Below are 12,678 nucleotides of genomic sequence, written 5' to 3' on the forward strand. Positions count from 1 at the left end.
TCTTTCAAGCAGCATGCGAGCGCGTTAAAGAAAAAAACCGAGAGCCTAAACAAGCACTCGGTTTTTATTTTTAGCTTTATGTTAACGATTAATTGCTAGAGATCCTTCGCCATTTGCGCACCGAACTATTGGCAAAGTCGAGCGAGTTCAGATCATCTTCTATTAAAGCGCGATACAGATATTTAAAATACACATCGCCATTTACAACTCTAATTGGCGTGATTTCGCGCACGATTAGGGGAAGATAAGGTTCCATCAAAAATCCATTGTAACAGCTGTCATAGCTATCGGTGGAACCACAAATGGCGCTTGATAAATTAGATAGGATTGAAAACGACCCATCGGGATTAAGTTTCCACCTTTCTGCGTTGCTATCGTCTCCCAAGTTAAAAAGTCCGCCGGTCCCATCAGGTCTAAAGTTATGTATTATTGGCTCATTGCCTCGCAATAAGGAAATTGACAGTGTATTGTATAAATATGAAAAGTCGTTTGAGGTAAATGCCAGTGGTTCACCTACAACTGCAGTTTCATAAGCAGTGATAGGAACACCCGCTTCAATGGCTTCGATATAACCTCGCAAAACAAATTCGCCAGACACAGTAGTAAAGCCATAATATCGCTCAGCTTGACCATCGCGAATAAGCTCCAGCATGTTGCCACTAGCACTCCAGACAACCTCTTCCGTTTCTATTCGCCGACCAGGACCGATCATTGTGGTCGTTAAAATAGCTTCGGAGTCACTTACAATTTCAAGCTGGTTAGCCCCGAGATTTGTATAATCATCGCTACTACTTTCAAATCCAGAATTGAACTTTGAGAAAAGAAATTGCCCAGGGCTTAAAGCAGGTATGTCCGCTTCTGTCAAAGCATACATTTCGTGGTAGTTTATTTGTGTTCGATTAAGCCTATTCTCAAGTGCAGGATAGTCGTCAGCAGTGGCATCAGGATCACTATCGGTTAAAAAACTCTTTGTAGCTGTTTTGAAAATTGCTAAGCTATCATCCACATATTGAATTTGTACTTCAGTAATGACATCCTTCACTGGAACTCGCTCCATCAATCCAGTTCTGCGATTTTGTGCTTCGAAAACTTCGATTCTGGTAACTATTTCACCACTAGTTAGCGTGACAGTGCCTTGTTCGTCAAATGTGCCAGACATTGTAAAGTCTTGACTTGTAATTCCTGAGATAGAACCAATTATGCTGTTGCTTTGTGAGTCAAAACTCAATGATCTTGCATTTGATAGTGACAAAGTGCCATAAGTAGTATGTTGTGGTGAAATAGTAGGAATTGCCTTGGTATTAACCGTTAAACTTGGCGTATCTTCTCTCTCAACTGAAAGTCTATACCTGTTGTTTTCTTCAACTAATACACGCAGTGATATACGATCAAGGATATCATCTTCAACAGCGGTTGGCTGGAGTACGTTAATTTGAATATTATCGCCTTCAACAGACCATGCAATAGGGAAAAGCGAACCATCGGCATCTTTGAATAAGCCATTATTTTGGTTATAAAAGTGAAATTGTTCTTCATTTTCTAACAACCAAGTTTGTGGAAGACTTTCTTGCGTATATGTAGGAAGCGTATAAGCACTAGGGTTATCAGCAACCTGTATCATAAGGCTATAGTCTTTGCTGACAGTACCATCGGCAATCGTTAGTCTTATTTGGTATTCACCGATATCAAAAAAGCCAGGATTACTGCCAATTGTAGCTTGGTTATTTTCAAAACTAACAGTAAGCCACGATGGCGGCTCTTCGATGCTAAGATTCATCGTGTCTCCATCGGCATCGCTAGCATCTAACACCACTATTTGCGATTCATTCGCCAAGACATCGAAAGATAACGGTCCGCTCAAGCTTGGTGCACTATTCGTTGGTGGTGTTGGTGGCGTTGGTGGAGGCGGCGGAGGTGGTGTTTTATCACCACCTGATCCACTGCAGGCAGCCAATACTAATAATGATGCTATACAAATAATAATCTTTTTAATCACTGTACTTCCTTTGAATAAATGCTTCCTTGATACTCAACCAAGCTTGTAGCTGAATATCTCATTATGTCACTACAATAATACATTAGGTACACGACCCGTACACAAAAAAACCGCCTTTACGGCGGTTTTTTATTCTCTATCCATACTCGCTAGTTGCTAATGGTCGTTTAGCTAGCTCAAGTTCTTAAAAGTTAGCGAGCTCGATATATGATTCTGCCTTTACTCAAGTCGTAAGGTGTCATTTCCACAGTTACTTTGTCGCCAGTCAAAATACGAATATAGTTTTTACGCATTTTTCCAGAGATATGGGCTGTCACAACGTGACCGTTTTCTAGTTCTACTCGGAACATAGTGTTTGGAAGTGTGTCTAAAACAGTACCTTCCATTTCAATGCAATCTTCTTTTGCCATCTAAAGCAATAACCTCAAGTTGTTAGTCAATAATTTTGCCGCGCAGAAGTTAACGCATCTAGCCCTTTATGTAAAGGACTTCATTCATTTTTCGGGGATAATACCCATTTATCATGAATGAATCTTTCGGTTGGGTAGAAATTCTTCTTATAATTCATCTTACGACAATCATCAATCTGATATCCAAGATAGAGATATGCTTTATCTTGTTGTGCGCAGAGAGCTATCTGTTGAAGGATGAAAAAGGTACCAAGGGAGCGTGCACTGAGCTCGGGGTTGAAAAAGGTATAAAGAGCAGAGTAACCATCATCAAGCACATCTGTCACAGCAACGCCAATGAGTTCATCCTTGATATAACCCTCGATAAATAGAGGCTGATTCCACTCACAATTCACAAAGCTGGTGTATTGTTCGTAGGTGGCCGGGAACATCGCTCCGTCATTATGTACTTCATTAATATAACGCTCGTATAATGGGTAGTAGTCGGGATTATCATGATCGCTTATCTTAATTTGAATATCACGATTCTTTGATAACACACGTTTTTGACTCTTGCTTGGTGAAAAAGCGCGAGAAATGACCCGAATAGACTGACAAGCACTGCAGTTATTACAGTGAGGGCGGTAGATCTGTTCGCCACTGCGTCTAAACCCTGATTGAGTGAGTTGTGAAAAAATGTCACTTAGTGTCTCTTTGGGCTCAACACAGACCAAGAGTTGTTCTTTTTTATCTGGAAGATAACTACAGTCAAAAGCTTGTGTAATGCCAAATTTCATACAAGTATTCCAAGCGACTGAGCGCGCCAACAGTCTTCTGACAATTCAACCGTTAACTGTTCGTCTAGCATGTCTATAAAAAGCTCTCTATCAACTTCTTGGCAGCCTAAACTGCGCAAATGCTCCGTTTCCATTTGGCAATCAATAAAACCCATATTATGATTTTTCATATGCAAAACTAGTGCATAAAGTGCTGCTTTTGAGGCATCCGTTTTACGGTGAAACATTGACTCTCCGCAGAATACGCCACCAACAGCCACGCCGTATAGACCGCCAACAAGAATTTCTTTGTCCCATATCTCGATAGAATGTGCGTAGCCCTTGTGATGAAGTTCTACGTAGGCATTCTTCATCTCAGGGGTTATCCAAGTAAGGTTGTTAGTTTCACTAACATTGCCAAGACCAGGACTCTTTCTTGGAATTGATGCACACTCGTTAATAACGGCTAAGAAATTATTATTAAGTGTTGCTCGATATTGGTTCTTTCTCAGACTTTTGCGAAAGCTTTTCGAGCAGTGAAAGTCTTCTAGCGCTAATATACCACGAGGATCTGGAGACCACCATAAATAGGGATCACCCTCAGAAAACCAAGGGAAAATACCGTGTTTATAAGCTTCAAGTAAACGCTCGGCGGACAAGTCTCCGCCGAAGGCAAGTAAGCCGTTTGGTTCAATCAAAGCAAAATCAACCGCTGGGAAGCGGTTGGTATGGTCGAGTTTAAAGAGTTCTAGCATGCTTTTATTTTCGGCCGCGACACCGAAAACCTGACAATTTAATCGTCTTTTGCATCCAAATACTTTTCTGCGTCTAGTGCTGCCATACAACCTGTGCCTGCAGAGGTAATTGCTTGTCTATAAACGTGGTCGCTTACATCACCGGCAGCAAATACGCCTTCCACGCTGGTTTGCGTCGCATTGCCTTCTAAGCCGCTTTTCACTTTGATGTAGCCGTCTTTCATTTCTAGCTGGCCCTCAAATATTCCAGTATTTGGAGAATGACCAATAGCAATAAAGAGACCCATTAAATCAATCTGAGATTTTTCACCGCTGTGAGTATCTTTTATATTGATACCCGTAACGCCCATATCATCCCCTAAGACCTCATCGAGTTCTTTGTTCAGGTGTAATACAACATTCCCATTTTTTGCCTTTTCCATGAGGCGGTCAGCAAGAATTTTTTCACTTCTGAAAGTATCACGGCGGTGGATGACGTGTACCTCTGAGGCAATATTAGAAAGATAGAGTGCCTCTTCTACAGCGGTATTACCGCCACCAACAACAGCAACCTTTTGATTACGGTAGAAGAAACCGTCACACGTAGCACAGGCCGATACGCCTTTACCCATAAATGCCGTTTCAGACTCTAAGCCTAAGTACTTTGCAGATGCGCCAGTGGCAATGATCAGTGAATCACAAGTGTAGGTACCTTGGTCGCCCGTGAGGGTGAATGGTCGTTTTGAAAGATCTGTCTTATTGATATGGTCAAAAATAATTTCAGTATCAAATTTTTCCGCGTGTTTTTGCATGCGAACCATGAGGTCGGGCCCGGTTAAGCCTTCAGGGTCGCCCGGCCAATTTTCAACTTCAGTCGTCGTTGTTAATTGTCCGCCTTGCTGAATTCCTGTTAGTAGCACTGGATTAAGGTTTGCTCGTGCAGCATAAACGGCAGCAGAATAGCCTGCTGGTCCAGACCCAAGTATTAGCAAGGGAACGTGTCTGGTTTCTGACATGTAAATCTCCGAAAACAAGTTTGAATGCTGTAGCGTTTTTCGCTATTGCTACAGTAAGATGATTAGTATTAGATGGGGTAAGTATGTTGTTTTTCAACTATTGTTTACCCTATCTTTATACTCACAGTATACATTCACTTTGTGTGTGCCTCCATGCTTAAGATATATATCTTTTTAGTTTCAACAATAACTAAAGACTCTTTTAGGCTTTTTTAGTCTAAGTGCGTATATAAGTTAACTGAGTTTCGGTGTATATTTACTGCTCGCATACACGGAATTTCTATCTTTGCTAGCCGTTTAGGCTTTAGCGCCATTAGAGATGTAAATAATGAAACAAGCTGTGCCAAATATTTTGAAAAGTGGCCAACACTATATGGAAGTCTGGCCGATGCAGAAAGTACTATATGGTTTATTTCCAGAATGTAGAATAGTCGCGGCCACTAAATTCGGCTTTAAGGTCATGCCTGCTTTGGCTGTGATAACAGTAGCGACCCAGCTTTTTTATTTGGGCACACAACACTTACCACAAGCGCTTACCTTCGGGATATTCTTTCTTAGTTTACCAGTTCAAGGTCTCATATGGTTAGGTCTGCGAGCGGAAAAACCTCTGCCACCAGAGATGAAAGCGTGGTATCAAGAAGTCTATCGAAAAATGCAAGAGCAGGGCTGTGCCCTTGAAGGGATTAAGTCGAAGCCTAGGTTTTTAGAGCTAGCCTTGCTGCTTAAAACGGCCTTTAACGAACTGGACAAGGGCTTCACCAAACAATTCTTTTAGACACTGTCTACGGCAATCAATTCCTGTTTACAAGTCGAACAACGGTATTGCCTCTTCCCTTGTTGGATGCGATTGTGACGTATACTGCTTAGTTTTATTTTAGTGTCGCATGCGCAACGATAATCAAAGTGCTTTAAACCAACGTTGTCTACATTTAAGGAATGGGTGACCAGAGCTTTCAGGTTGAAAACTTGTGTCATTACCATTTTCCATTCATTCCCGTGCGGTTTTACCTTTCCAAAATATTGATAGCATACAATATGGGCAACTTCGTGGGGGATCACATCACTAAAAAAATGAGCAGGATTTTCCTCGAATAGCACTTTGTTTAGCTTTATTAGGTTTTTTTGAAGGTGGGCACTACCTGCTATTTTTCCACGTTGATGGGTATTCACCATTGGTGTTTTAAAATCGTAAGCGAAGTGTAAAGATGCTTGTTTTATGTTGTCGGAAATTCGTTGTTCGGCTTGTTCTAACAGCGTGGGCATAAAAAGGATTATTCGCTTCGTGAAAGTTCTATAAAAAAGGCAGCGACCAAAATGGTAACTGCCTTAAAGATACTGCAATTGTGTAGTTTAGTCTATTTTACACTCTAGGCACATTGCATAGGCTGCAAGCGGGTCGTTCAGCTGTGTAAACTGCTTAAGGTCCGCGTCAACCCTAGAAACGATTTCTTGCAGAGCGCTTTTGCGAGGTTCAATATTAAAGCCCGCTAACATAGAGCTGCCTGAGTTCATCAGGTTCTGCCAAAATAGCTCCTGTTCACTCAGTTCACGTACTACGTACTTTGTGTCGTAATCTTCGAGTTCTGCTAGTTCCGCTGCAATGTTAACAGCGTCTTCTAGGCCACCTAATTCATCTACTAAACCCAACTCAAGAGCTTGAGTACCTATCCAGACGCGTCCCTGAGCGATTTCATCGACGGCTTCGGGGGTCATGTTACGCTCGGTAGCAACAAGATCTATAAAACGTTTGTAGCCACGTTCAATATTCATTTGAATCACCTGCTTCATTCCTGGCGACAATGCACGAGTAGGGGTCATTCCGGCGAAGTCTGTTGTGCCGACACCATCGGTTCTCACGCCGATATACTCAAGTGAGTTTTCGAAGGTGGTAAGCATTCCAAAAATACCGATTGAACCAGTTACGGTGCTAGGCTCTGCTACGATCCGGTCGGTACTAGCAGAAATCCAGTAACCACCTGATGCGGCATAGGTAGCCATTGAAGCAACAATCGGTTTACCGGCTTCTTTTACGAGCTCAACTTCCTTTCGAATAACTTCTGAGCCAAACACGCTGCCGCCGCCAGAATCAACCTGCAGGACCACGGCTTTAACTTTGTCGTCGAGTCGCGCTTTACGTAACAGGGCAGCAGTGCTGTCGCCACCAATTGTTCCTGGCTTCTGGGTACCGTCTAAGATAGTTCCTTTCGCGACCACAATGGCAACCTTGTCTTTGCTAGATTCTGGTATCGTTATTGGTGATGTGATGGCATCCAAGTAGCTGCCGTAGGAAATGGTGTTATAGCCGGCTTTATCGTCTGATTCACCGAGCAGTTCTATCATTTCATTCCTAAATTCGTTGCGAGTTCTCAGCGCATCAACCCAGCCATTTTGTAGGGCATACTGGGCGAAATCGCTGTCAGCAGCTTCGAACTTAACTAAAATTTGCTCCATTTTTTCATCAAAATTACTCACGTCCATATTTCTTGCTTTTGCAACATCAGATTTATATTGCGACCATAGCTCACCAAGCCAGGCTTCATTTGCAGTGCGAGCTTCAGGTGACATATCGTTCCGTAGAAAAGGTTCAACAGCAGATTTAAATTTACCTACTTTGAATACATTTACTGTTGCTTTTAGCTTCTCAAGCCCTTCTTTGTAGTACATTCTATATCGGCCATAACCTTCAATGATAAGAGCCCCCATCGGATGCAAATAAACATTGTCTGCATGGGCGGCAAGGTAATATTGGTTTTGACCGTAATAGTCACCCATAGAATAGACTGGCTTACCAGATGTCTTAAAATCTGTCAGCGCGTCTGCAACATCACGCATCTTATCAAGGCCACCGCCGCCTAAACCTCCAAGTTTAAGTACTAAAGCCTTAATTCGCTTGTCTTCCTTTGCGTTCTCGATAACTTTGACAAGATCTCTGACTAAAATTTCAGGGTTCTCTTGGTTTTGACCGATTGCTTCGCCAATGAATTTCTCAGCGGGATCCACATAGGTTTTTTCGATTACCAAGTTACCCTGTAAATTTAACACCAAAGCACTGTCATTTGGCACTTTAACAGTGTCGGAGCTTGTATTACTCAAGCCTATCAGCACTGCAAATAAAATAATGAAGAACACTAGGTTCAATATGAACTTTCTGGTGAAATTTATGGTTGTCCACGCACCAATAAATAAGGATTTCGTCCAGCTTCTTTTCTCTGACATATTCTATGAATACCTTGTTGTTGTTAACTTTGTAGAGTCGTTCTATCGTGTATACTACCGAATCAACTTTTCAAACAACATCATTTAAATGTAAATGAGTGTGTACTCGTTTATTTAGCCGACGATTCTGTTGCCAAGATTTTGCCAAGCCCTCAACAATATTCAGGCTTAAAGAGCTAGGCAGGCATGAAATGAAATTGTTATTGCTTGTCTTTTAACCATTCTTGAAGTAGGGCAGCGATATGTTTGGCATCGTTGTCAGCAAATTCTAAAAGAAGGGCGCTTTGGCGCTTTTGAACGGCTTCGGACTTGGCGTGTGGTCGCATGATTTTAGCGAGTGCGCTGCTAGGTTTAGGGTGAGGGCTTGGTAATTTTTGATTCTTCATAGATACTCACTCGACACGTTCAAAGCAAATGTGCTTTTTTTTCCTTTCAACAGTACACTGTAGTTATAGTAGCACATAGTCGCAATTATCGAGGAAGCCTTTATGGATGCGTTAGATCTCTTATTGAATAGAAGTTCACAGCCACGTCTTACCGAACCTGCGCCAAGCGGTGTGGTTCTTGAAAATATTAAACAGGCCGCTTTAAGAGCACCGGACCATCGCTGTCTTACACCTTGGCATTTTATTGTATGTGAAGGTGAAGGACTGCATAAATTAGGACGCATTTTTGAAAACGCTGCAATTACAAAGCATGCTGATCAAAAGACCATTGAGCGAGCGCCACAGTTACCCCTTAGGGCTCCTATGGTAATAATAGCGATAGCGAAATATAAAGAAGATCCAAAAGTACCGTGGGTTGAACAAGTTGCATCGGCCGCCTGCGCCATGAGTAACATGCAAATGGCTGCAATAGCTCAGGGCTTTCAAGGTGTTTGGCGTACAGGGAGTTATGCGCAAGACCCCGAGGTAAAAAAAGCGTTAGGATGTTTTGATCATGATGAAGTGCTAGGTTTCATGTATCTTGGTTCAACGCAACTTAAAACTATGCCGAAGCCTGAGCGTGCTAGCAGTGATTATTTTGAGCACTGGAGCTAGGTAACAGTAAAAGGAGTATTTATCAGTGCACAAGTGTCATACGCACTTGTGCACTAATGATGAGAAGCAGAGTCAATTAGGCCTCAATCTTGAAGCGTAAACCCGCATTGTTTTCAAGTCGTTTGATTAAGGCGTTCCCTAACGATGGCGCGGGGGTATATATTCCGCCTGCAATGGTCGGGTAGTTCTCAACCAAACAAATGGCGCTCTCAGCTAACATTTTCGACGTGGATGCGTAACCGGGGTCACAGGTGGCTGAAACGCTAACTATATGAGTTTTGTCGTTGTTATCCTTTCCTAAAAACATCACGTCGTAAAAACCATTGTCGCGTTCTTCTTTACTTGGGCCTTCACCAGGCTTTGGTCCTGAATCGCTAGAAAGCGATTTGTCTGAGGCTACCGCGTGTGCAATTTTTTCACCTTGTTCGCCTGGCCCAGTGAGTAACATTTCATCATATTTAAACGTGTTAGAATACATATGCCCGAGCAACATGTTACTTCTGTGAATGTTTCGGGTATTAATGGCGGCCATAATAAATGGTGCTACCCAGCTGTTAAGCGTTTCGTCAAAATAAGGCTTATCACCATCTGGTTGCTCGACCGCCACAGAATCACCAGCAAGCGAATACGGATTTTTAAGGACTGACATCAGAGTCTTGTCGGCAAACGCTGCCTTTAATGTGGCTTTTAGGCTGGCAGCGGTGCCACCAGAGAACTTACCTTGCATTTTTCTCACTCGACCTTTTACGTACTCAATTGGAGCACCACTTTCTTTAATGGCTTTTTCTTGAAGATGAAATACACCCAAATCGAAGGGGATAGAGTCGAAGCCGCAGGAAAAAATAATTTTAGCCCCACTTTGTTGTGCGCTTGCTTGATACTTTTCAATCATTTGGTGCATCCACACTGGCTCACCGCAGAGGTCGACATAACCTGTTCCTGACTCAGCGCAAGCTTTAACTAAGTTCTCACCATAGATCTGGTAAGGACCAACCGTGGTTAAAACAACAGCGCTTTGCGCAACCAATTGCTGAATACTGGCCTCGTCATTTCCATCTGCATACATAATGTCAATGTTTTGCGGGGCATTGTGTGCTGAAGCAACTTCCATTAGCTTGACTACATTCCTACCGGCTAAGGCCCAAGACACATCCGAATCTGCATATTTTTCGACAAAGTATTCAAGCACTAATTTTCCAGTAAAACCGCTAGCACCATAAATCACAACATCGTATTTCTTCTCTTGTTTGTTAAGCATTATATTCCCTCGTAGATTCTCAGATGAATGAATTGACCTTACCCACTAGCTAGGCTTGGCAGTGACTGAACTCGTCTAATATTAGGACTCAATTGCGCAGAGGGCTATTTTTTTGCTTTATTAGGAGTTATCACTCAAATTATTTGAAAATAGTTGTCACATTTTTTCGTTGGCTGGTTACTTAGTTAAGAAGGCTCAATCGAGAGCCACTTTGTAAGGAAAATTGTCATGACAATAAAAATCGTAATTATTAGCTTGTTGTTAATCATCAGTGAAATAGCATCACCTCAGGCGGCAACTTCGCCGGATGAAAGTCTCTCCACTGTATTCGAAGCGAAGATATATGGTAATGGAAAGCCCATTATTTTGCTGCCCGGGTTGATGTCGGATTCATCAGTATACGAAGAAACGATTGCGGCTCTACAAAAGGATTTTGAGGTTCATGCGCTTAGTTTGAACGGTTTTGGCAAGCTAGGTAGCAGAAGCAATGATAAGCAGCTGCCTTTCAGTTTGAATTTGCTTGAGGAGTCCTTAATTCGCTACATTCGTACAAATATGTCGTTAAAACCTCACATTGTCGGGCATAGTATGGGCGGCTTTACTGCGCTTTCCATGGCAATAAGCTATCCGAATGAGATTGAAAAAGTAGTATCGGTAGACGGTTTACCCTTTATTGGCCCGGTATTTACTCGTTCAAATGAAACCACAGCAGATCAACTTCGTTCCCAAGCTGACTCTATGCTGGCAGCATTTTCGTCGATGACTTCTTCGCAACTAGCCGATCAGGCTCGCCGTGGTGTTTTCATACAAGCAACAAAAAAGGAAGATCAAGAGTACATTATTGATATGGCTAAAGGGTCTAACCCGCAGTTTACTGGCCAAGTAATGCATGAACTAATGAGTACTGATTTGAGACTTGCACTGCGATCAACAACAACCCCTATTTTACTGATGGGGGCATCTGGCGCATTTCAGACTACTCAGCAACACGAATTTATTGCAAACTTATATCGCGCTCAATTTGAAGGTGTTGAAAATGCAGAGGTAAAAATGAATACTAAAGCTCGCCATTTCATCATGCTAGATAGCTTCGATTGGTTCATGGCCAACCTCAACGCGTTTTTAAGCACGTCAGCAAAGGGATAAATTATGGCATCAATAGTAGACAGTAAACTAACGAGCGTTGTAGAAAAAGCCCAGAATGGTGACCTTCAAGCATACGAAACGCTGATTCATGAGACGCGCAATTTGGTAACGAGTATTGCTTTAGCCGTGGTGAAGGATGTAGATGATAGCGAAGAGATTGCACAACAAGTGTTTGTCTCTCTTTGGCAGAATATTCAACAACTAAATAATGCGGGAAGTTTCATACCATGGCTTCGCCAAAGTACACGCTACACTGCTTTCAACTTTTTACGCTCGAATAAAAACTACACTAGGCTCGACGAGGGGCAATTTGATAACGAAGCACTTGACGAATCCGATGCAGAGAGCCAAATCTGCACAAAAGAACAAAACGCAGTAATTCAGGAGTTAATTGATGCGTTACCACCAGAGGATAGAGAAATTATCATCCTGTTTTATCGTGAAGAGCAGTCGAGTGCCCACGTTGCCAAATTGCTCGATTTGAGTGAAGCCAACGTGCGAAAAAAGCTATCAAGAACCAGACTTGCATTGAAAGACGAATTTGTTAAGAAGGCTGGTAAAGCGATCTTTGCAACTGCGCCTGCCGTGGGTTTTTCCGGTGCAATCACCGGGCTGTTGGCGCCAACCTCGCAAGCAGTGGCTGGAGTTACTGGGGCATCGGTGTCCGCTAAAGTGTCTGGAAGTTCATTGTCAAAATTCTTCGTGATACTTGGTGGTGCTATGATAGGGGCTTTTTTAGCTGTGTTCGCTACGATATGGTCATCAAATATTGCGATTAAGCAGTTAAATGACAATGACGACAAGCAAACCATGAGGGGCTATCGCAATGAACTTATCGCTTGGATACTCACTTGGGGTGTTTTATTAACAATTGCATACGAATTAACTGATGGTTGGTTTTGGCCCCTGATTACCTTTGTTGGATTTTCAATAGGTCTATTTGTGTTAATGCTAAGGAGTATGCGTTTTGTCTATCTCAAGTCAGGCTCCCAACCGGTTAGCAAGGGGATGAAACTGCTCAGCTATGCTTGTCTTGTTCTCGGTATAGCCAGTGGTTTTTCAGGCTTGATTATCGGGTTAATTGGAAGCGGGCGGTTTTAGTGCGCC

General features: G+C 42.5%; 13 protein-coding genes. 4 read left to right on the plus strand and 9 right to left on the minus strand.

Annotated elements, in window-relative coordinates; all coding sequences use genetic code 11:
* Window positions 1-88 precede the first annotated feature (88 nt).
* The 5 genes from ISG33_RS04100 to trxB all read right to left on the minus strand — a co-directional run bounded on the left by ISG33_RS04100 (window position 89) and on the right by trxB (window position 4,911).
* The gene (locus ISG33_RS04100) at window positions 89-1,996 is read right to left on the minus strand and encodes a hypothetical protein (RefSeq protein ID WP_195732253.1); all 1,908 of its coding nucleotides are present in this window, start codon (window positions 1,994-1,996) and stop codon (window positions 89-91) included.
* A 191-nt stretch (window positions 1,997-2,187) separates the two neighbouring features.
* Complete coding sequence (gene infA / locus ISG33_RS04105; RefSeq protein ID WP_006010397.1) at window positions 2,188-2,406, minus strand: translation initiation factor IF-1; 219 nt, start codon at window positions 2,404-2,406, stop codon at window positions 2,188-2,190.
* An 80-nt stretch (window positions 2,407-2,486) separates the two neighbouring features.
* On the minus strand, window positions 2,487-3,182 hold the full coding sequence (locus ISG33_RS04110; protein ID WP_195732254.1) for an arginyltransferase: 696 nt from the start codon (window positions 3,180-3,182) through the stop codon (window positions 2,487-2,489).
* Complete coding sequence (gene aat, locus ISG33_RS04115) at window positions 3,179-3,916, minus strand: leucyl/phenylalanyl-tRNA--protein transferase (protein WP_195732255.1); 738 nt, start codon at window positions 3,914-3,916, stop codon at window positions 3,179-3,181. Before aat ends, ISG33_RS04110 begins: the two co-directional genes overlap by 4 nt.
* 38 nt (window positions 3,917-3,954) lie before the next feature.
* Window positions 3,955-4,911 (minus strand): thioredoxin-disulfide reductase, encoded by a 957-nt coding sequence (gene trxB / locus ISG33_RS04120; protein ID WP_195732256.1) that lies wholly within the window; start codon window positions 4,909-4,911, stop codon window positions 3,955-3,957.
* 328 nt (window positions 4,912-5,239) lie between these two features.
* On the opposite strand from trxB, the gene yfbV reads away from it, so the two are divergent.
* A complete protein-coding gene (gene yfbV / locus ISG33_RS04125) occupies window positions 5,240-5,686 on the plus strand; it encodes a terminus macrodomain insulation protein YfbV (RefSeq protein ID WP_195732257.1) in 447 nt (148 codons plus the stop codon).
* Here the strand turns inward: yfbV and ISG33_RS04130 are convergent.
* The 3 genes from ISG33_RS04130 to ISG33_RS04140 form a co-directional block, all read right to left on the minus strand.
* Window positions 5,683-6,174 carry a SprT family zinc-dependent metalloprotease gene (locus ISG33_RS04130; RefSeq protein ID WP_195732258.1) on the minus strand — a complete coding sequence of 164 codons (492 nt, stop codon included), beginning with the start codon at window positions 6,172-6,174 and terminating at the stop codon, window positions 5,683-5,685. The two genes, yfbV and ISG33_RS04130, sit on opposite strands and share 4 nt — an antisense overlap.
* Before the next feature lie 87 nt (window positions 6,175-6,261).
* A complete protein-coding gene (gene sppA / locus ISG33_RS04135; protein ID WP_195732259.1) occupies window positions 6,262-8,127 on the minus strand; it encodes a signal peptide peptidase SppA in 1,866 nt (621 codons plus the stop codon).
* Between the two features lie 200 nt (window positions 8,128-8,327).
* The gene (locus ISG33_RS04140; protein WP_195732260.1) at window positions 8,328-8,513 is read right to left on the minus strand and encodes a hypothetical protein; all 186 of its coding nucleotides are present in this window, start codon (window positions 8,511-8,513) and stop codon (window positions 8,328-8,330) included.
* 102 nt (window positions 8,514-8,615) lie between these two features.
* Between ISG33_RS04140 and ISG33_RS04145 the strand changes: the two genes are divergently transcribed.
* Window positions 8,616-9,167 (plus strand): NAD(P)H nitroreductase, encoded by a 552-nt coding sequence (locus ISG33_RS04145; RefSeq protein WP_195732261.1) that lies wholly within the window; start codon window positions 8,616-8,618, stop codon window positions 9,165-9,167.
* A gap of 76 nt (window positions 9,168-9,243) precedes the next feature.
* Here ISG33_RS04145 and ISG33_RS04150 read toward each other — a convergent pair whose 3' ends face one another.
* Window positions 9,244-10,425, minus strand: coding sequence for a saccharopine dehydrogenase family protein (locus ISG33_RS04150; protein WP_195732262.1), 1,182 nt, complete (start codon window positions 10,423-10,425; stop codon window positions 9,244-9,246).
* Window positions 10,426-10,653: 228 nt separating this feature from the next.
* Here ISG33_RS04150 and ISG33_RS04155 point away from each other — a divergent pair, with 228 nt between their 5' ends.
* Window positions 10,654-11,571 (plus strand): alpha/beta fold hydrolase, encoded by a 918-nt coding sequence (locus ISG33_RS04155; protein ID WP_195732263.1) that lies wholly within the window; start codon window positions 10,654-10,656, stop codon window positions 11,569-11,571.
* Window positions 11,572-11,574: 3 nt separating this feature from the next.
* The gene (locus tag ISG33_RS04160; protein WP_195732264.1) at window positions 11,575-12,672 is read left to right on the plus strand and encodes an RNA polymerase sigma factor; all 1,098 of its coding nucleotides are present in this window, start codon (window positions 11,575-11,577) and stop codon (window positions 12,670-12,672) included.
* Window positions 12,673-12,678: the final 6 nt, after the last annotated feature.

Origin of the sequence: Marinibium conchae (assembly GCF_015595035.1) — a bacterium.
Classification (GTDB): Bacteria; Pseudomonadota; Gammaproteobacteria; order Enterobacterales; family Alteromonadaceae; genus Glaciecola.

Excerpts from the sequence above, each read along its gene's own strand:
- infA (WP_006010397.1), bottom strand. The coding sequence starts at position 2,406 with ATGGCAAAAGAAGATTGCATTGAAATGGAAGGTACTGTTTTAGACACA.
- ISG33_RS04110 (WP_195732254.1), bottom strand. The coding sequence starts at position 3,182 with ATGAAATTTGGCATTACACAAGCTTTTGACTGTAGTTATCTTCCAGAT.
- aat (WP_195732255.1), bottom strand. The coding sequence starts at position 3,916 with ATGCTAGAACTCTTTAAACTCGACCATACCAACCGCTTCCCAGCGGTT.
- trxB (WP_195732256.1), bottom strand. The coding sequence starts at position 4,911 with ATGTCAGAAACCAGACACGTTCCCTTGCTAATACTTGGGTCTGGACCA.
- yfbV (WP_195732257.1), top strand. The coding sequence starts at position 5,240 with ATGAAACAAGCTGTGCCAAATATTTTGAAAAGTGGCCAACACTATATG.
- ISG33_RS04130 (WP_195732258.1), bottom strand. The coding sequence starts at position 6,174 with ATGCCCACGCTGTTAGAACAAGCCGAACAACGAATTTCCGACAACATA.
- sppA (WP_195732259.1), bottom strand. The coding sequence starts at position 8,127 with ATGTCAGAGAAAAGAAGCTGGACGAAATCCTTATTTATTGGTGCGTGG.
- ISG33_RS04140 (WP_195732260.1), bottom strand. The coding sequence starts at position 8,513 with ATGAAGAATCAAAAATTACCAAGCCCTCACCCTAAACCTAGCAGCGCA.
- ISG33_RS04145 (WP_195732261.1), top strand. The coding sequence starts at position 8,616 with ATGGATGCGTTAGATCTCTTATTGAATAGAAGTTCACAGCCACGTCTT.
- ISG33_RS04150 (WP_195732262.1), bottom strand. The coding sequence starts at position 10,425 with ATGCTTAACAAACAAGAGAAGAAATACGATGTTGTGATTTATGGTGCT.
- ISG33_RS04155 (WP_195732263.1), top strand. The coding sequence starts at position 10,654 with ATGACAATAAAAATCGTAATTATTAGCTTGTTGTTAATCATCAGTGAA.
- ISG33_RS04160 (WP_195732264.1), top strand. The coding sequence starts at position 11,575 with ATGGCATCAATAGTAGACAGTAAACTAACGAGCGTTGTAGAAAAAGCC.